The sequence below is a fragment of the Rhizobium sp. WW_1 genome (genome assembly GCF_003610155.1).
In the GTDB taxonomy this organism is placed as follows: domain Bacteria; phylum Pseudomonadota; class Alphaproteobacteria; order Rhizobiales; family Rhizobiaceae; genus Rhizobium; species Rhizobium tropici_A.
Genome location: NZ_RAIN01000007.1, coordinates 153,434 through 170,190 on the forward strand (window position 1 = coordinate 153,434; position 16,757 = coordinate 170,190).

A 16,757-nucleotide genomic window follows, 5' to 3' on the forward strand; every position below is an offset into this window, starting at 1 on the left:
CCCCTAATCCCGAGGTGGCGAACGGACGATGATCTTTGCCGTGCCTTTCATGCCGCACTTCTTGCAGACAAGCTTCCGAACCGCATCCGCGATCATGGCATCCTTCCCAACTGACCGCTCAAGCCGTTCTCGATCAGCCTCGCTTTTTCGTCCGCAATTGCAATGCACGTAGAGCCTATGCCATCGGCTCAAGTCGGAAAAGCGGAGTTCGTTCTCTTTCCGCTCTCGCGGGTTGATGTAGCCCATCATTTGGGCCCACTCCTGCGGCGAATGATGATAGTGCAGCCTGCAGCGGTCATAGAAGCTGTTTTCCGTGCGCTTGCACCCGAAAGACCTGGCGATCGGCATAAGGATGGAAGGCATTTCGACCTCGCCGTATTCGGCCAGCAGGGCGTCGCCATCCAAATTTTTCAGCAGCTCGCAATCCTCGCATATGACGGCGACCTTATCGCCTTTGTATTCCGCCAGCCTCGTGCGTACCGTCATCGGCTTAATCCGGTTCGTAGACGGGCCTGAAACCTCTGGTGAAGCCGTTACACATGGCTGCCTCGGTCAATGCAAGCTGCCCGCGAACGAACTGCAGCATGTCCAGCGCGGCGGCGATCGTCGCACGGGCATCGCCGCCATATAAGGCAAGCGCTGCATCCACCGGATCAAGTTCAGGTTCTTCAATGGCGATCGGCTCGGCAGTCATAGTCACACGTCCTCATTCCGCCACATCGCTGCAGCGGTTCAGCATCAAAAATATCGGTCTATCTCAGGCGGCGTTCAGGTCGGCGATTTCGCCGTGCTTCGCCAGAAGGCGAGGTGATGACATATCGCCGCTCTCCTCGTCGACCATGACGGCATAAGCCGCAACGCCGACGAAGCGGGAAGCCATGGAAGCCGCGATCTTCTCTGCCGACGCTACGCTCGAAGCTGGGCGCATCTCGCCCGGCACTAGGTTTCCGCGGTTCTTGCGATAAGGCAGGATAATGAATTTCTCGGCGGTACTCATGGCGTCTTCCTCAATTTGTTCTATAAATGTTCTCATTTTAAGGAAGAGTCAAGCGAGCGATTTACGCGGGCCGCGTCAACAATCAAGACGAGTGCGGGGAAAGTAACGAGGTTATCTTGCTTAGGGCGATCAAGGTGTGGACAGAATGAAAGGCGCTTTTTGCAGTCTATCTAATGCATTCTTCCCTGCAGGTTGATCTCTGTAACGGAGATATCCGTGAAGGTTGCCGATGGCGTCTTGCAGTCCATTTAAGCGCCTAACAACATCTCCGATTTCAGAAAGCTTCCAAAGATGGCAATAACGAAGCCATTTCTCTCCTGGTGGCTCCTTTGGCGCTTTTTGTTCGTGATAAGCATTTATCAGCCAGACCGCATAGTTCTCTGTTGAAAGCCAAATGACGGCATCGTCCACACCTTCCACCTGCCCCCAGATTCCATGCACGATATCATTTCTGAAGGAGTCAACTTCACTGTATTCTTTCATTATTGCCTTAAATAAAGGCTCGGTATTGCCGTCCAATACATGTCGTGCAGCGGCCTCAAGAGCCTCCCGTCTCGCCCTTGAATTCCTGATTGAACAAAAGACTGCGACAGAGGCGGCATTCTCAATTCCTAGCATGGACCCCATTAGTAACGAGAACTGCATTTCAACGTGAGCGCTGGCAGCCGCGCATGCTCCAATCAGCTCCTTAAGTTTAGGCGCTGTCCACCCCGTTGGATTTGCGATAGAGCGGGCTCTATTCAAGTATTTTTTGGGAAGAGGCTGACGTGCCACTTTGAATACTCCATTTATCAATTCTTCATCTTGGCACGCCTACATCTTCTCGCGCTTATCCCTCGCTTCCCGTGTCCCCATCTTCATATTGGCTCGAAACATTTCGAAATATCAGCAGGGGAGTGATGCCATAGGAGGATGACGGCCTACCCAACAACGTCCTGACAGGGCCGACTAGGTGCGGTGCTATCATATAGCCGGCGGCACCAAGTTTAGCACCCGCGATCATTTGCCTTGCCATTTCAAGCGACCCGTCCTCCGAAAGCGCGGCATCATTATCCGGTAGGGCGTCCAAAATTCCGACCATGGCCCACTGGCCGCTAATCGTTAGACCGTGCTTCATGAAAAGGTCTGACGGCGAAACAGTAATGCTGTCCTCTCGTAGGGTGCACCACGCGGAAAGGTCTTTCGTGCTAACCGCAGCTTGAACTGCATGCGGTAGAACCGTCAACAATTCCAGAGCTAGCTCCGCCTCCGAAATCCCGTTTGAGGTGGACTTTTTATTGGAAGCAGAGGCCTTGCGCCTCTCTTGGCGGTTGTGGTGCTGAGAGGCCTCTTCGGACTGGGATCTGGCACCCGCCAAGATCGTCTTCTTAATCGCGGAAAGCGACCACATTCGTTGCAAGATATTGAGATCGAATATGGTTAGATCACCCATCACGAGTACAATGCGCCCGATTCTGGCTGTCTCGATTTCTGGACTTAGCAACTCGTTTGCTTCAAGATAATCAAGGAATGCGAGAGCATTTTCCCAACGAGTATCATATACTTTGCTCGATTGATGGGTGGCCTCCTTTGAGACCTCCGAATTATCCTCCATTTTACCGCTCACAACTTTGGCGGTACCAGCTAACTCGCTGTGGAGCGTATCCTTTGAACTGCGGGTTGCACTTTCGCTTTTGGTAACTTGCGTAATGTGCCCGGATTCAAACTGTGCTAAAAACGAAGAAATTCTCGTGTAGTCGTAATAAAGAAAATCATAAACGGAAACGTTTTCCGTTGGGGCGTACGCGTCTTCCAATGGATTGTTCGGCTTCTTGGACTGCACGTTCAATTTCCTCCGCTTCGCGCTTAATCTCTTCTGACCTGCGCGCGAAGTCCGAGGGAAATTTGGACGCAAAGACCTCAAGTACGGCCGAAAGCCGTCGATCCCTAAAACGATCGTTGGAGTTTTTGCTAGCCACGTTTCCGTCCATTGCAGTTTAGAAAATCAATTTAACACTCATATGGAAATACTCAAGACGATAGCGCAGGTGAGCGAAGCAAGACTATCCAGCAATGGCGCGTATGTCTATATCAGAAATTCAATCAAAAGTTACGGAGGCGCCAGTTAAGGGCCGTTATCGGTGAACGCGCGCTGGTTGCCCAAAATTGCGCTTCTGGATTCGCCACGCGAAAGCGTGTTATCGTTAGGTATGAGAGAACGCTATGCCTTAGTCGAAGATGACGACGGCACTTTCGCCGTCGTCGACGCACGCACCTACAAGGTGATCGAGCGGTCTGGCTTGATATTTGAGAGCCTTTCTCCTGCGATGGCCGAAGGCCTCATCCCGTTGCTCAACGAGCTCGACAAGCACAAGGAAATGCCGAACTAGCAGTTTGGTGGAATCGGCGAAAAACAAAGGCATTTGCTCGCTATGCCAGGCCGCACCGTTCTACAGCGCCATTGATACTAAACCGCTTTTTCTTGCGCGAATGGCATAGTTTTACAGCTAAGTGCTTGCATTATAGGCCTTAAGTCGAGCTTCCCAAGCTGATGCCATGCGATTTTGTGATTGCATTAACGGCAAAATGGTTTCAACTATATCGAGTGATAGAAGATCCGTCCGCCGCCAGCAATGTCATCGTTGCGCCGACGCGATTTCCTAAACGCGTGCAGATCGTTGGCAAGATTATCCGCCGACCCGTAAACCTAAGATGCAGGCTCGCAATGACCCCTGAGGAAGAAAAGACTTTCGATATCAAGATTAGAGCAGCTGAACGTGCGCACGACGTTGCGCGAAAGGGAGCGGAAACGCATAATAGCCAAATCGAAGTATTCTCGTTGGCCGCCATGCGTGCACCAGCACTAGCAGCAGCGGGCGGTATAGCCGCAGCGCTAGGCTTTTATAGCGCAAATCATGTCCAAATATCAGGAAGCCCAATCGCAACCAGTGAATTCGGGCACATCTTAATTTGGCTCCTGATCGCGCTCTTGATGACGATAGCTGCACCCGGATTGGCATACTTTAGTCAACTGGCATATTTGCATGCGGCGTATGATAGAATTTACATTTGGGATCACCCATACGTTAAGGACGGAAGGCGCGCGAAACTAGCAGAGCGGATTGGAAACGTCTTTCGATGGGCATGTGTGTTCTCCGTGCTAGCTTCCATAATTTGCGCAGCGATGGGAGGCATAGCTTTGCTGCGCCTAATATCGGTAATGTCAGCTCCTTAACCTGGGGCGCGTTAGCTGGACACATTTCAAAAAAGCATAACGATTACGTGAAATGATTGTGTGTCCGCCTTTTTTCTAAGCGTTTGAAATAGCTAAATTGATGTATCTCGGCCCTGGATGAAACTACCAGTTCACGCAACGTTCACGCGCCCCAGCGAAATGTGGGGGAACGGTCCAGCGCTACCAATGAACTTTGCTCGACATTTCGCGGGACACGCGAGGCGAAAAGCATAACGTTTTGTCACCGCACCAGCCTGCCCCACAACACCTCAAAGTGTTGGAAAAGCTAACTTATTGCATTTCGGCATGGGGCACCACTAAATCTCGTGATTATTGTTTTTGCGCAGTTACCTGTGCTTTGACCTTACGCGCCACTTTTGCGCGATTTTTAATGATGATACATCCTCTTCGAATTGCTATTTGAGCGAGAACGAAACGCGGCAGTGGCAGGGACATCCTGATGCCGCCAGCTTTCCAAAGTCATTTGTCTCCGTAAAATTTGAGGGCGAAGAAATTGTCTGAGATTGCCACCACTCCCACCCGCATCGGCCGCCTCAAGTGCTCCTTCAGCGTGGCTGAATCGATCGGCAGCGTCGTCCTCTGGATCATATTGACGATTGTCACGCTCGGCCTCGCGCTGATCGTCTTTCCCTATTACCTCAACCGCGCGGTTCTAAACAAAACTGAGTTGCTGGATGGTTCGGGTCGAACGATCGGCCGGCTCAACTGCACCTTCAATATCGGCCACTCGATAGGACACGTCATTCTCTGGGTCCTTCTGATTATCGTAACCCTTGGCCTTGCCAGCTTCCTCTATGCCTATCGGGTGATCCGCGTCGTCCTCAACGAAACGCGCGTCGAGTATTATTGACGCGAGCACCCCTCGGAATGCTCCAGAGCCAGGGCAGAGATCGGCAACGGTGAACCCGAAGACGCCCCGCATAGTCAGCTCCGAAATAGTTTCAGCTCCCACTCGCAAAATTTGCAGAGCGCTCTATTTCGCGTAATGCGAAATGAATTTTAGCTTTTCATCAAGCAACCGCTGCATCGGCTGACCGGCGCTTTCAGGTCGTCGATGCGGCATCACATGTCATCTGTGGGGGTATCCATGACATCGAAATTCCTGGGCGGAGTCTTCGCGACGATCGCGTTGACGGCGCTATCCTTTTCGTCCGCTGTTTTTGCCGCCGACAAGCCCGGCTGCAAGGATCTTCCCGGCATCAAGCGCTTCGAGGGCTCGTCCATCGTGCTGTGCGATGGACGCAACTTCGCGGAATATACCTTGCCGACGGGAAAATGGACCAAGAACGAGGACGATCCGGACAAATCTGATTTTGCCAGCAAGGAAGCCCTGGAAGGCCGCCTGACGCAAAATGTCTATTCTGTCCCGGCCGGTCCGTCATCGGCCGAAGTGTTCCGCAACTATCTGAACGATCTGCAGTCCGCTGGCTACAAAATACTCTTCCAGGCAAAGCAGGAAGAGACAGACAGGCTGGAGCAGGTCTTTGGCGAGAAAGGCCCGGGCGGTCAGCTTTTCGGCTATAGCCCTGACGAAGCCCGCTATGTCGCCGCCGTGAAGGAAGACGGCGCCGCCAAGACCTACATCGCCCTCTACGTCATTGAATTCGAGGACGGCTACGTACCGGAATTCGAGGCGGTCAAGGGTCAGGTCTATGTTCGTCTCGACTCGCTGCAGGTCGGTGAGCTGAAGGACCAGATGGTTCTGGTCACAGCATCCGACATCAACAAGGCGCTCGACACCTCGGGCAAGGTGCTGCTTTACGGCATCCACTTCGACTTCAACAAGTCGGTGATCAAGCCGGATTCGCGGCCGAGCCTCGACGAGATCGGCAAGTTCCTCAAGGATCAGCCGAACGAGAAGCTCTCGGTGGTCGGCTATACCGACAATATCGGTGGCGCGGATTTCAACCTGAAACTGTCGAAGGCGCGCGCGGACGCGGTCGTTGCCGATCTGGTCGGCACCTACGGCGTTTCGCAGGATCGCCTCAAGGCAAGCGGCGAAGGCCTGCAATCGCCCGTCGCAGCGAACGACACCGAAGATGGGCGAGCCAAGAACCGTCGCGTGGAGCTTCATCGCCAGTAAACTGCGGCTCAAGGCACATGATAAAAGCAAAGGCGGCTTCGGCCGCCTTTTTCTTTGGCTTGCAGCGTCTGTCGCAACTAGGAACTCTGTATGAATGGATGGCCCGGAAGGCATCCGCAGCGCCATACTTTCCTTCGATGAAAGGCTGATCTATATCTGGCGCCTGCAGTCCTGGGGAGGCGTCGTGTGGTCGGAATAGTCAAGCGTATCTTCGTTTTTGGTCTCGTATTGGCCCTTTCAGCCTGGGGCTGTCTTGCAGATAGCATTCCCGCATTCCGGCGAAAAACGATGACCAATGACCCGTCGACGAATTGGTATCTGTCGGAGGCCATGAAACCTATGCCAGACGCAGACGCGGAGATCCTCAGAATCTATAAGTTAGGCGGTATCATCGGCACCATGTGTGACGGCGCCAAGGTTAATACCGCCGTCGGGAATCGATTCTTGAAAACTTCCGGTTATGGAAAGCTTACCGGCGACAAGTACAAGCAAGCCGCATTTCTGGCAGACGATCGTTTCAAGCTTTTCGATTATCGGGCTCTCGCGCATCTGTGCGCCGGAGGAGATTATATGTTCGGATCTCAAGGGCACCTGCTTCCGAATTTGATCACAGGAAACAGGGGGACACCCAAGGTTTCTTACGATCCCAGCAACCCCTACATCATGTTGCCGTCTATATCGACAGCGCCTCACTGGTGAAGTTCAGTTGCCGGCAATCCTTCGAGGCACGGCATCACACAGTCAGTCGGCGGCGCATGTCTCCCCGCCGCAAATCCAGCCAGCATCACGAAAAATTTTGATTTTGTGCGACTTCCTTCGGCCTGCGACCATTTACAGCCATAATCCTGCCCCCTAAAGGTTTGCGACGCAGCAAAAAGGGGCCCTCATGCTTCGTAGATTGTACGACTGGACCATGTCGCTTGCCGGCCGCAAATCGGCGGAAGTCTGGCTGGCCGTTATCGCCTTCGTCGAAAGCTCGGTCTTCCTCGTTCCGGCGGATGTGCTTTTCCTCCCAATGTCGCTTGCCAAGCCCGAGCGCGCCTGGCGCTATGCGCTGACGGCAACCGTCGCCTCCGTGCTCGGCGGCATTGCCGGCTGGGCCCTCGGCTACTACGCTTTCGAGACCATCGCCAAGCCTATCCTCGAATTCTATGGCAAGCTCGACGCCTTCAATCAGATGAGCGCCGGCATTACCTATGAATGGGTTCTGTTGCTGCTGGTGACGTCGGGCCTGGCGCATCTGCCGCCGATCAAGGTGGTGACGATCCTGTCCGGCGTCGCTCATATCGATCTCGGCCTGTTCATCGTCTCGGCCATCGTCGCGCGCGGCGCCCGCTTCTTCTTCCTGGCCTTCCTGCTGCGCCGCTATGGCGAATCCATTCGTCATTTCATCGAAAAGCGCCTCGGGCAGCTCACCATGGCCGCCGCCGCCATCCTCATTGCCCTATACGCCGTCTTCCATTTTGCCCTGGCGAGCTGACCAAGGAGCCCCCAGCATGTCCACGACTTCGCCTTCCTCCCGCGCCGGCCTCGGCTATGGCGCCCTGCTGACGATCGGCATGATCGTCGTCATCGGCTCGGCGCTCGGCTTCCAGTATATCGGCGGCTATATCCCCTGCGCGCTCTGCCTGGATCAGCGACAGCCCTATTATTACGGCATCCCCGTTGCCATTATCGCCGTCCTGACGGCGGTCGCCGGCCTGCCCTCCTGGATCACGCGCGGGCTCCTCATCATCGCCGGCCTGATGATGCTTGTCGGCGGCGGCATCGGCGTCTATCACGCCGGCGTCGAATGGCACTTCTGGGAAGGCCCGACCACCTGCTCGACGACGGCAAGCAGCGTTACGCAGAATGCCGGCGACCTGCTCGGCCAGCTGAACACCATCAAGGGTCCTTCCTGCACGGAAGCAGCCCTTCGCGTCGCCGGCCTGTCGATGGCCGGCTGGAATGTGATCGCCAGCATCATCCTCGCCGCAATCGCCTTTGTCGGTGCGAAGAAGGCTGCCTGATTCTCAGCAGGCTTCCCGCGCCGATCCCGCGTCGTTTTCACGGCATCTCCCCCCGCAGGGGGAGATCGATGGGAGCGCAGGGACTTTCAGTCCAAGTCAGAAATTGGATCGTGGATCACGCCGCAGCGTCGATGTCCCCGGTAGCCGCAGCATCGCCGCCCATGGACGCTGGCAGGTAGATCGCGTTCTTTCCGTAACCGCGAGCTTCAGCGCCGCGCCTTGCAGCATCGGAACCCGGCTCGCGAATCCATTTGCGGCGGTTCAGTTTGAAGCGCCTTACAAGTTTCTCCAGTTCCCCCGCACCGGCGGCAAGCGCCGCCGCGGTTGCGCTCATGCTGCTGACCATTCCGGCATTTTGCTGAGTCATCTGATCGAGCGAATTCACAGCCGCGTTGATTTCGCTGAGGCTGGTGGATTGCTCCGACGAGGCGAGGGCGATCGCTTCAACATTGACGTCAATCGATTTCACGAATCCCTCGATATGACGCAGCGCATCCCCGGTTTCGCCAACGAGGCGAACTCCTTCCTTCACTTCCCTGGTCGAATTGACGATCAGACCGGAGATCTCTTTGGCCGCCTTCGCTGAACGCTGCGCCAGCTCCCGAACTTCCTGAGCGACGACCGCAAAGCCCTTGCCGGCTTCACCCGCGCGCGCAGCTTCCACGCCAGCATTCAAGGCAAGGAGGTTCGTCTGGAACGCGATCTCATCGATAACCCCAATGATGCTGGAAATCTCCCGGGATGCCGCTTCGATGCGATCCATTGCCTCCACGGTCGAGGTGACAACGTTGACCGATTGGGATGCGGCGTTGCGCGCATCGCGCACCAGCTTGCGGGCATCCGTCGTGCGGAAGGTCGATTGCCGCACCGTGGCGGTAATCTGCTCCAATGCCGCCGATGTCTGCTCAAGCGCCGCCGCCTGCTGTTCGGAGCGATGGGCAATGGCTCCAGCGCTATCGGTCATCTCGCCGCTTTTCGTCGAAAGCATCGCCGTCTGTGCCAGCACCTGCTCCAGCGTCTCTTGAAACTTCGCGAGCGATTCGTTGAAGTCATGCCGGAGATGCTCGAATTCCGGGACGAACGGCTTGTCGATGGTGACGCGGATGTTGCAATCTGAAAGCCGCTCGAGACCTGCGCCGACCTCCTGCAGGGCACGCACCCGCCCGGTCACGTCAGTCGCGAATTTCACGACCTTCATGACCTTACCGTCAGCATCGAGGATGGGGTTGTAGGTCGCCTGGATATAAACAGCGCTGCCATCCTTCGCCAGACGCTTGAACTCGTCGCTGAAGAATTCGCCGGCCGCCAGTCGCGGCCAGAATTGTGCGTATTCCGAGGAAGCCGCATACTCCTTCTCGCAGAATATACGATGATGTTTTCCGACGATGTCCGTGAGTGAATAGCCGAGCGTGTCGAGAAAATTCTGGTTGGCGGCAACAATCTTGCCCTCGGGCGTAAACTCGATGATCGCCTGCGCGCGCGACAACGCGTTCAGCTTGCCTCTGCTGTCCAACGCCTCGCGTTTGCTGTTCGTGATATCAGTGGCGATCTTGACGATCTTCACCACCTTGCCGCCACGAACCACGGGATTGTAGGAAGCCTCGATCCAGATTTCGTCTCCGGATTTGGTCAGGCGTCTGTACTGGCGCTGGTCGTACTCGCCCTTTGCCAATCGCGCCCAGAAGGCCCGGTACTCGGCGGATGCCGCTTCCTTCGGGTCGACGAAGATCCGGTGATGCTTACCGACGATCTCCTCGCGATTATACCCCACCGCCTTGCAGAAGTTTTCGTTCGCTTCAACGATTGTTCCATCCGGCTTGAACGAGATGATGGCCTGCGAACGACTGAAGGCTTTCAAGACCGCTGAGTCGTCACCAAAAAGAGAACTGATGTGCATTCAAGGAGCCCCGGCTTGAGAAGGCCAGACATTGCTCAATCGGTCTTTAAATTGTCTTTAATTTCTCGCGCCATTTCCTGCACTGCAGCAAACTATTCTTCGATGAGAACCATCGTCGAAAACCAGCGGACATTGGAAATAGCGCAGAGCCAATCACCCTCGGGTCGCGGGTCGCGCCGAGGCGCACCAGAATTCTTGGCGGTTCTTGTCAGGCACCGGCTCTACGGGCGCGATATTGGCTGGCGATCATTGGGTACGCAGCTTGGCGACCCCTCTCCGTGGAGAGGATGTCCTGGAAGAGGCAGAAACGGGCGCCGCGCTTACGGCGAACCGTGACAGCAAGAAACCACTGCCTTAAGGCTGCAGTTCCGAATCCCAGTAGAGATAGTCGAGCCAGCTGTCGTGCAGATAGTTCGGCGGGAACAGACGGCCGTTGTTGTGCAGATCCTGGACGGTCGGCTGGTATGGCTTCTGCGCCGGGAACATGCCGGCCTGCTTCGGCAGCTTGCTGCCCTTGCGCAGATTGCATGGCGAACACGCGGCCACCACGTTCTCCCAGGTCGTCTCGCCGCCATGGGCGCGCGGGATAACGTGGTCGAAGGTCAGGTCGTCATGGGCGCCGCAATACTGGCATTCGAACTTGTCGCGTAGGAAGACGTTGAAGCGAGTGAAGGCGGGATTGCGGGACGGCTGCACATATGTCTTCAGGCATACGACACTCGGCAGCCGCATCGAGAAGCTCGGTGAGGACACGCACTGATCGTATTCCGCGATGATGTTCACACGGTCAAGAAAAACCGCCTTGATCGCGTCCTGCCAGGACCAGAGCGACAAGGGATAGTAACTCAGCGGTCTGTAGTCAGCGTTCAGCACGAGCGCCGGCAAGGACTGCGGTGAGACTGCAATCGTCAAGGAACCCTCCTGATCGATTCGGCATCTGTACCTGTATATTAGGCCGGTTGTTACAGGATTGTGAAGTCCAATAAATTCAGTGCATAAAGGCGTTTTCGGGGAGGCCGCCGATTAAACTATAGGCAGCGCATCGCGACGTGTTTTCACGGCATAATAAGCCCAGAAAAGCCGGGCCGCGACCGAGCGCCACGGCGCCCAAACCGCGGCTTCCCGGGCGACTGCCTTTGCCAAGGGTCTGACTTCATGGCCGAAAGCCATGCCGACGGCCGCCTGCAGCGCCACGTCGCCTGCCGGGAACACATCTGCGTGACCGCCGCAAAACATCAGGTAGACTTCCGCCGTCCAGGGGCCGATTCCCTTGATCCCAGTCAGTTCGGCAAGCGCCTTGTCGGGTGATTCGGCGCTGAGCGCATGGAGATCGAGGCTGCCGCCGGCAACGGCTTCGGCTACACGGTGGAGCGTCTCGTGCTTGATTCGCGACAGGCCGAAGATCCGCCAGGCCTCCGGTTCGAGGCCGACATAGCCCTCGGCTGTTATCTGCCCCATCCCGGCGAACATTTTTCCCCAGATCGCATCGGCGCTGGCGCGGGAGACGACCTGCGACACGATGATATGGGCGAGCCCCTCGAAGCCCGGCTCGCGAAGACGCAGGGGCAAAGTGCCGGCCTCTGCAGCAACCGGCCGCAGGCGTGGATCAATCTCCAGCAAGGCAGCCAGCCCTTGTTCGATATCGCGCTCGTCGCGAATGATCTGCATGGTGTCTCGTAGTCCCCGACTCGATTTCGTGTCAGAAGAAAGCATGATCGAAATTCCCCGTCAAAAGCCGACATTCCGCTTTGCCCCTAGCCCCAATGGCTCGCTGCATCTCGGCCATGCGCTGTCGGCGATCCTCAATCACGACATGGCGGCGGAAGTCGGCGGTAATTTCCTGCTGCGCATCGAAGACATAGATCAGGCGCGCTGCACACCCGATTTCGAAACGGGCATCTACACGGATCTTTCCTGGCTTGGCCTTTCCTGGCAGGAGCCGGTGCGCCGGCAGTCCGAGCATTTTCCGGCCTATCAGGAGGCGCTACAGACACTTATTGCTCGCGGCCTCGTCTATCCCGCATTCATGACGCGCGGCGAAGTGAAAGCGAAGGTCGCTGCCTTCGAGGCGGAGGGCAGGTCCTGGCCCCGCGACCCGGACGGCACGCCGCTCTACCCATCCGACGATCGCGATCGCAGCGATGCCGAGCGGCAACGCCTGCTGGCATCGGGCATGAAACATGCCTGGCGTCTCGACATGGAAAGGGCGCTGAAGGCCGCAGACGCGCCGCTCCACTGGCAGGAAGGCGGCGACGGCGATACCGGTGCTATCCCTGCCGACCCGGCCGCCTGGGGCGATGTCGTACTGTCGCGCTCCGATGCGCCCTCCAGCTACCATCTTTCCGTTGTCGTCGATGACGCTGTACAGGGCATCACCCATGTCGTGCGCGGCCTCGACCTCTTCCATGCGACCTCGATCCACCGCCTGCTGCAGACGCTGCTCGGCCTGCCTGAGCCGCTCTATCACCACCATCGGCTGCTCCTGGGCAACGATGGCAAGAAGCTATCCAAGAGCCTTGGCGATACCGGCATCGCCGAATGGCGCCGGCAGGACCTGTCACCGGCGGAGCTTCGCAGCCGTATCAGCCTCTGAACCGGATGGTGCCTTTTCCGCCGGCGCTTCAACGGCAGGACGGCTCGCCGCCTTGCCGAACAGCAGGCGCCGCACGCGAAACTTCATCAGCGCCGCATTGATCTCCGCTCCCATGATGAAGATCACGGCGAGCATATAGAGGAAGATCAGCACGATCATCACGGAGGCCAGACCGGCATAGGTGGCCGTGTAATTGGCGAAGGTCGAGAGATAGTAGGCGAAGAGCAGCGCGCCGATCGACCAGAAGACCAGCGTCAGGATCACGCCAGGGATGACATCGAACACCCGCCTGCGCCCGGCCGCGAGCCACAGATGCAGGATCATCAGGCCGGCCAGCAGCAGGAAGATCGTGCCGTAGATCCGCCAGCTGAAGACGATGTCGAAGACATCGGCAAGCTTCGGCAGCCATTGCCTTGTGTAGTTCAGCGCGAGCGGCACGGCAACGAGCAGGATGCTGAGAATGGCAAAGATCAGCACGGCGATCAGTACATAGCCGAGGCTGGCGAGGCGATTGAAATACCAGGGCCGGGTCTCGGGCACGCGATAGGCGCGGTTGAGCGATATGCGCAGCGCCTCGACGCCGTTCGAGGCGAAATAGGCCGCAGCCAGCACCGAGATCGTCAAAAGCCCACCGCGCGGGATGGTCAGCACCTGCACGACCTGATCGGCGAGCGGCTTGGCAATCGCTTCAGGCCAAGTGTCGAAGATCAGGTGCACGGCGGTCGACGAAAACTGGCTGGCGCCGAGAAAGCTCGCCAGCGCCGTGCCGAAGATCAGGAAGGGGAAAACCGCCAGCAGCGTTGAAAGCGCCACATGGCTTGCCATGGCGAACCCGTCATCCTCGACGAAGTGAAACACTGCGTCGTAGATCACCTTGTAAGTCGTCCGCAGGGCTGTCGGCATTCCATCTCCGCTTGACGTCGGTATTCATCCGGCTGATACCGCCGGTTGTCGATTGTATCGGGCCTCTGAATATGGGAAACGAGACCTGATTTGTACAGGAATCATCTTCCCATGACGGAACAACGCACGATCCTCGTCACTGGTTGCTCATCCGGTATCGGCGCTTATTGCGCCCGGGCGTTGAAGAACGACGGATGGCGCGTTTTTGCGACCGTGCGCAAAGAGGACGACCTCGCGCCGCTCGAAGCCGACGGTATCGAAGCGCTGCTCCTCGACTACACAAAGCCCGAGACGATTTCCGCCACCGTCGCGACGGTGCGCGAGCGCACGGGCGACCGTATCGACGCGCTCTTCAACAATGGCGCCTACGGCCAGACCGGCGCCGTCGAAGACCTGGCGACGGATGTGTTGCGCGAACAGTTCGAGACGAATTTCTTCGGCTGGCACGAGCTGACGCGCCAGATCATCCCGCTGATGCGCAAACAGGGTCACGGCCGCATCGTCAATTGCTCGTCCATTCTCGGGCTGGTCCCCTACCGCTTCCGTGGCGCCTACACGGCCTCGAAATTCGCGCTCGAAGGGCTGACGATCACGCTCCGGATGGAACTGCAGGATAGCGGCATCCATGTGAGCCTGATCGAGCCGGGTCCGATTGCGACGCGCTTCACGGCCAATGCGCTCGCCAAAGTTCATGAGCACATCGATCTCGAAGGCTCGGCCCATGCGGTGGAATATCGCAGGCAGCTGAGGCGGCTGGACGGTTCAGGCCCAATCAGTAAACATAAATTGGGTCCAGAAGCGGTCTATGATGTGCTAAAATTGGCTTTGAACGTTAAAAATCCGCGCCCGCATTATCTGGTAACGACGCCCGCCAAGCAGGGCGTGCTGTTGAAAAGGCTATTGCCGGCTAACCTTTTCTATCGTCTGATGCGCCGGCTGGACTAGAGCAACCTCGGGAGGGGCGCAAAGCGTCTTTTCCACTCGGGGCTGTATAAACGATGAGATAGAGTGGCTCAGAGCTTCCATGAAACGCCGAGCCATTCCGAGGACAAGGGTGGAGGAGCCATGTCTACCGTTACTTATGTTGCCGCCATCATTGTCATGGGCCTTGTCGCGATCGTTCTCGTTCGCGGCCTGCTGAACATGATGAAAGGCGACAATCCCAATCTTTCGAACCGGCTGATGCAGCTGCGCGTCCTGCTGCAGGCCGTCGCGGTTATCCTGATCATGCTGACGCTGTGGCTGACGGGCGGTGGCCGCCCGGCCTAGAGCCGGATGATTTTAGGTCGAATCGACCTAAAAATCTGAATCCGCTCTAGAATCAAAGAAGTAGAGCATGATGTCGTCCGAAAACCGCTCACACTTTTCGGCATCATGCTCTAAAGCAATTCCAGGAAAAGTGCGCAGCGGTTTTCCGTCCGGAATTGCGTAAAACAAAGGGATAGAGCGTTTCGCGATCCTAATAAAAGCGAAAGGCTCTATCCACAGGGACACGATGGTCAAGCTCAACAAGATCTATACCAAGACTGGCGATGACGGCACCACGGGCCTCGCCGCCGGCCCGAGGCGGCTGAAGCATGATCTGCGCGTCGAAAGCTATGGCACCGTTGACGAAACCAATTCCGCAGTCGGCGTCGCCCGGCTGCACACGTCAGATATGCCCGACCTCGATGCCATGCTGATGCGCATCCAGAACGATCTTTTCGATCTCGGCGCCGATCTTGCGACCCCTGAAACGGACGAGCCGCTGGCCTATGAGCCGTTGCGCATTGTCGAGCATCAGGTCGAACGCCTCGAGCATGATATCGATCTGCTGAATGCCGATCTCGAGCCGCTAAAGTCCTTCGTTCTCCCGGCCGGCAGCGCGGCCTCCGCCCATCTGCACCTCGCCCGCACCGTTGCCAGGCGTGCCGAGCGCCTGATGGTGGCGCTGTCGCGTGAGCAAGGCGAGCGGGTGAGCCCGGCGTCGCTGAAATACATCAACCGGCTCTCCGATTTCCTTTTCGTCGCCGCGCGCCATGCCAATGACCTCGGTCGCGCCGACGTGCTCTGGATTCCCGGCAAGAATCGCTAGCGGCAGGCGGCAATCGTCTCGGCATATGTATTGACGTTGACGTAAACGTTATTTATGCCTTTCGAGCAATTCGCATCTCGGCGGCCTGGAAGCGTTGTAATTGGGGAAAAAACGCGTATCCATGTCGCCATTCGACAAATGGAATGGCGCTAAGCAGCGCATGTTCTCGGGCGGTCATGTTGAAGGAAGGATTCCATGAAGATACTGGTTCCCGTTAAGCGGGTCGTTGACTACAACGTAAAGATCCGCGTGAAGCCGGATGGTTCTGGCGTTGAGCTTTCGAACGTGAAGATGTCGATGAACCCGTTCGACGAGATTTCGGTCGAGGAGGCGCTGCGTCTGAAGGAAGCCGGTAAGGCCGAGGAAGTCGTGGTCGTTTCGATCGGACCTGCCAAGGCTGAAGAAACGCTGCGCACGGCGCTTGCCATGGGCGCGGATCGCGCCATCCTCGTTGAAACCGACGATCAAGTCGAGCCGCTCGCCGTCGCCAAGATCCTGAAAGGTGTCGCGGACGCTGAACAGCCCGGCCTCATCATCGTCGGCAAGCAGGCGATCGATGACGATTCGAACCAGACCGGCCAGATGCTGGCAGCCCTGTTGGGTACGGCACAGGCAACCTTCGCCTCGAAGATCGAGATCGGTGAGGGAAGCGCCAAGGTCACCCGCGAAGTCGATGGCGGCCTGCAGACGATCGAAGTCAAGCTCCCGGCCGTCGTCACCTCGGACCTGCGCCTCAACGAGCCGCGTTACGCCTCGCTGCCGAACATCATGAAGGCCAAGAAGAAGCCGCTCGACAAGAAGTCGCCGGCCGATTTCGGCGTGTCGACCGAGCCGCGGCTGAAGGTCTTGAAGACGGAAGAGCCCGGTGGCCGCAAGGCGGGCGTCAAGGTCAAGTCGGTTGCCGAGCTGGTCGAAAAGCTCAAGACCGAAGCCGGCGTTCTCTAAGGTCCAGGAAAAGGAGACTTC

General features: G+C 57.1%; 20 protein-coding genes. 11 read left to right on the forward strand and 9 right to left on the reverse strand.

Annotated elements, in window-relative coordinates; translation table 11 throughout:
- Positions 1–3: 3 nt before the first annotated feature.
- The 5 genes from BJ928_RS21430 to BJ928_RS21450 form a co-directional block, all read right to left on the reverse strand.
- Positions 4–486 (reverse strand): hypothetical protein, encoded by a 483-nt coding sequence (locus BJ928_RS21430; protein WP_047630792.1) that lies wholly within the window; start codon positions 484–486, stop codon positions 4–6.
- Positions 487–490: 4 nt separating this feature from the next.
- A complete protein-coding gene (locus tag BJ928_RS21435) occupies positions 491–694 on the reverse strand; it encodes a hypothetical protein (protein WP_047630791.1) in 204 nt (67 codons plus the stop codon).
- 63 nt (positions 695–757) lie between these two features.
- Positions 758–997, reverse strand: a complete 240-nt coding sequence (locus tag BJ928_RS21440; protein WP_047630790.1) for a hypothetical protein — start codon at positions 995–997, stop codon at positions 758–760.
- Positions 998–1,126: 129 nt separating this feature from the next.
- Positions 1,127–1,771, reverse strand: a complete 645-nt coding sequence (locus BJ928_RS21445; protein ID WP_147413928.1) for a hypothetical protein — start codon at positions 1,769–1,771, stop codon at positions 1,127–1,129.
- 55 nt (positions 1,772–1,826) lie between these two features.
- Complete coding sequence (locus BJ928_RS21450; protein ID WP_047630788.1) at positions 1,827–2,819, reverse strand: hypothetical protein; 993 nt, start codon at positions 2,817–2,819, stop codon at positions 1,827–1,829.
- Positions 2,820–3,117: 298 nt separating this feature from the next.
- Here BJ928_RS21450 and BJ928_RS21455 point away from each other — a divergent pair, with 298 nt between their 5' ends.
- The 6 genes from BJ928_RS21455 to BJ928_RS21485 all read left to right on the forward strand — a co-directional run bounded on the left by BJ928_RS21455 (position 3,118) and on the right by BJ928_RS21485 (position 8,324).
- Positions 3,118–3,366 carry a hypothetical protein gene (locus BJ928_RS21455; protein WP_245432453.1) on the forward strand — a complete coding sequence of 83 codons (249 nt, stop codon included), beginning with the start codon at positions 3,118–3,120 and terminating at the stop codon, positions 3,364–3,366.
- Between the two features lie 1,359 nt (positions 3,367–4,725).
- Entirely contained in the window at positions 4,726–5,082 is a 357-nt protein-coding gene (locus BJ928_RS21465) for a DUF6693 family protein (RefSeq protein ID WP_197070121.1), read from the forward strand.
- 237 nt (positions 5,083–5,319) lie between these two features.
- A complete protein-coding gene (locus BJ928_RS21470) occupies positions 5,320–6,315 on the forward strand; it encodes an OmpA family protein (RefSeq protein ID WP_047630785.1) in 996 nt (331 codons plus the stop codon).
- Between the two features lie 288 nt (positions 6,316–6,603).
- Positions 6,604–7,014, forward strand: a complete 411-nt coding sequence (locus BJ928_RS21475; protein ID WP_052227614.1) for a hypothetical protein — start codon at positions 6,604–6,606, stop codon at positions 7,012–7,014.
- Between the two features lie 187 nt (positions 7,015–7,201).
- Entirely contained in the window at positions 7,202–7,795 is a 594-nt protein-coding gene (locus BJ928_RS21480) for a YqaA family protein (protein WP_047630783.1), read from the forward strand.
- A 16-nt stretch (positions 7,796–7,811) separates the two neighbouring features.
- Entirely contained in the window at positions 7,812–8,324 is a 513-nt protein-coding gene (locus BJ928_RS21485) for a disulfide bond formation protein B (RefSeq protein ID WP_047630782.1), read from the forward strand.
- 115 nt (positions 8,325–8,439) lie between these two features.
- Here BJ928_RS21485 and BJ928_RS21490 read toward each other — a convergent pair whose 3' ends face one another.
- From BJ928_RS21490 to BJ928_RS21500, 3 genes are all read right to left on the reverse strand, one after another.
- Complete coding sequence (locus BJ928_RS21490) at positions 8,440–10,221, reverse strand: PAS domain-containing methyl-accepting chemotaxis protein (protein WP_052227613.1); 1,782 nt, start codon at positions 10,219–10,221, stop codon at positions 8,440–8,442.
- Positions 10,222–10,575: 354 nt separating this feature from the next.
- Positions 10,576–11,133, reverse strand: a complete 558-nt coding sequence (locus tag BJ928_RS21495; protein ID WP_047630781.1) for an HNH endonuclease — start codon at positions 11,131–11,133, stop codon at positions 10,576–10,578.
- A 111-nt stretch (positions 11,134–11,244) separates the two neighbouring features.
- On the reverse strand, positions 11,245–11,889 hold the full coding sequence (locus BJ928_RS21500) for a DNA-3-methyladenine glycosylase (protein WP_047630780.1): 645 nt from the start codon (positions 11,887–11,889) through the stop codon (positions 11,245–11,247).
- 43 nt (positions 11,890–11,932) lie between these two features.
- Here BJ928_RS21500 and gluQRS point away from each other — a divergent pair, with 43 nt between their 5' ends.
- Positions 11,933–12,814, forward strand: a complete 882-nt coding sequence (gluQRS, locus tag BJ928_RS21505; protein WP_047630779.1) for a tRNA glutamyl-Q(34) synthetase GluQRS — start codon at positions 11,933–11,935, stop codon at positions 12,812–12,814.
- Here the strand turns inward: gluQRS and BJ928_RS21510 are convergent.
- The gene (locus BJ928_RS21510) at positions 12,779–13,717 is read right to left on the reverse strand and encodes a YihY/virulence factor BrkB family protein (protein WP_047630778.1); all 939 of its coding nucleotides are present in this window, start codon (positions 13,715–13,717) and stop codon (positions 12,779–12,781) included. The two genes, gluQRS and BJ928_RS21510, sit on opposite strands and share 36 nt — an antisense overlap.
- Positions 13,718–13,828: 111 nt before the next feature.
- Between BJ928_RS21510 and BJ928_RS21515 the strand changes: the two genes are divergently transcribed.
- From BJ928_RS21515 to BJ928_RS21530, 4 genes are all read left to right on the forward strand, one after another.
- The gene (locus BJ928_RS21515; RefSeq protein WP_047630777.1) at positions 13,829–14,662 is read left to right on the forward strand and encodes an SDR family oxidoreductase; all 834 of its coding nucleotides are present in this window, start codon (positions 13,829–13,831) and stop codon (positions 14,660–14,662) included.
- A gap of 120 nt (positions 14,663–14,782) precedes the next feature.
- On the forward strand, positions 14,783–14,986 hold the full coding sequence (locus BJ928_RS21520) for a twin transmembrane helix small protein (protein ID WP_047630776.1): 204 nt from the start codon (positions 14,783–14,785) through the stop codon (positions 14,984–14,986).
- A gap of 226 nt (positions 14,987–15,212) precedes the next feature.
- On the forward strand, positions 15,213–15,791 hold the full coding sequence (locus BJ928_RS21525) for a cob(I)yrinic acid a,c-diamide adenosyltransferase (protein ID WP_047630775.1): 579 nt from the start codon (positions 15,213–15,215) through the stop codon (positions 15,789–15,791).
- Between the two features lie 195 nt (positions 15,792–15,986).
- A complete protein-coding gene (locus tag BJ928_RS21530; RefSeq protein WP_047630774.1) occupies positions 15,987–16,736 on the forward strand; it encodes an electron transfer flavoprotein subunit beta/FixA family protein in 750 nt (249 codons plus the stop codon).
- The last annotated feature ends 21 nt before the right edge of the window (positions 16,737–16,757 follow it).

Bases quoted from the DNA above. Each gene is read 5' to 3' on its own strand.
- BJ928_RS21430 (WP_047630792.1), bottom strand. From the start codon at position 486: ATGACGGTACGCACGAGGCTGGCGGAATACAAAGGCGATAAGGTCGCC.
- BJ928_RS21435 (WP_047630791.1), bottom strand. From the start codon at position 694: ATGACTGCCGAGCCGATCGCCATTGAAGAACCTGAACTTGATCCGGTG.
- BJ928_RS21440 (WP_047630790.1), bottom strand. From the start codon at position 997: ATGAGTACCGCCGAGAAATTCATTATCCTGCCTTATCGCAAGAACCGC.
- BJ928_RS21470 (WP_047630785.1), top strand. From the start codon at position 5,320: ATGACATCGAAATTCCTGGGCGGAGTCTTCGCGACGATCGCGTTGACG.
- BJ928_RS21475 (WP_052227614.1), top strand. From the start codon at position 6,604: ATGACCAATGACCCGTCGACGAATTGGTATCTGTCGGAGGCCATGAAA.
- BJ928_RS21480 (WP_047630783.1), top strand. From the start codon at position 7,202: ATGCTTCGTAGATTGTACGACTGGACCATGTCGCTTGCCGGCCGCAAA.
- BJ928_RS21485 (WP_047630782.1), top strand. From the start codon at position 7,812: ATGTCCACGACTTCGCCTTCCTCCCGCGCCGGCCTCGGCTATGGCGCC.
- BJ928_RS21490 (WP_052227613.1), bottom strand. From the start codon at position 10,221: ATGCACATCAGTTCTCTTTTTGGTGACGACTCAGCGGTCTTGAAAGCC.
- BJ928_RS21500 (WP_047630780.1), bottom strand. From the start codon at position 11,889: ATGCAGATCATTCGCGACGAGCGCGATATCGAACAAGGGCTGGCTGCC.
- gluQRS (WP_047630779.1), top strand. From the start codon at position 11,933: ATGATCGAAATTCCCCGTCAAAAGCCGACATTCCGCTTTGCCCCTAGC.
- BJ928_RS21510 (WP_047630778.1), bottom strand. From the start codon at position 13,717: ATGCCGACAGCCCTGCGGACGACTTACAAGGTGATCTACGACGCAGTG.
- BJ928_RS21515 (WP_047630777.1), top strand. From the start codon at position 13,829: ATGACGGAACAACGCACGATCCTCGTCACTGGTTGCTCATCCGGTATC.
- BJ928_RS21520 (WP_047630776.1), top strand. From the start codon at position 14,783: ATGTCTACCGTTACTTATGTTGCCGCCATCATTGTCATGGGCCTTGTC.
- BJ928_RS21525 (WP_047630775.1), top strand. From the start codon at position 15,213: ATGGTCAAGCTCAACAAGATCTATACCAAGACTGGCGATGACGGCACC.
- BJ928_RS21530 (WP_047630774.1), top strand. From the start codon at position 15,987: ATGAAGATACTGGTTCCCGTTAAGCGGGTCGTTGACTACAACGTAAAG.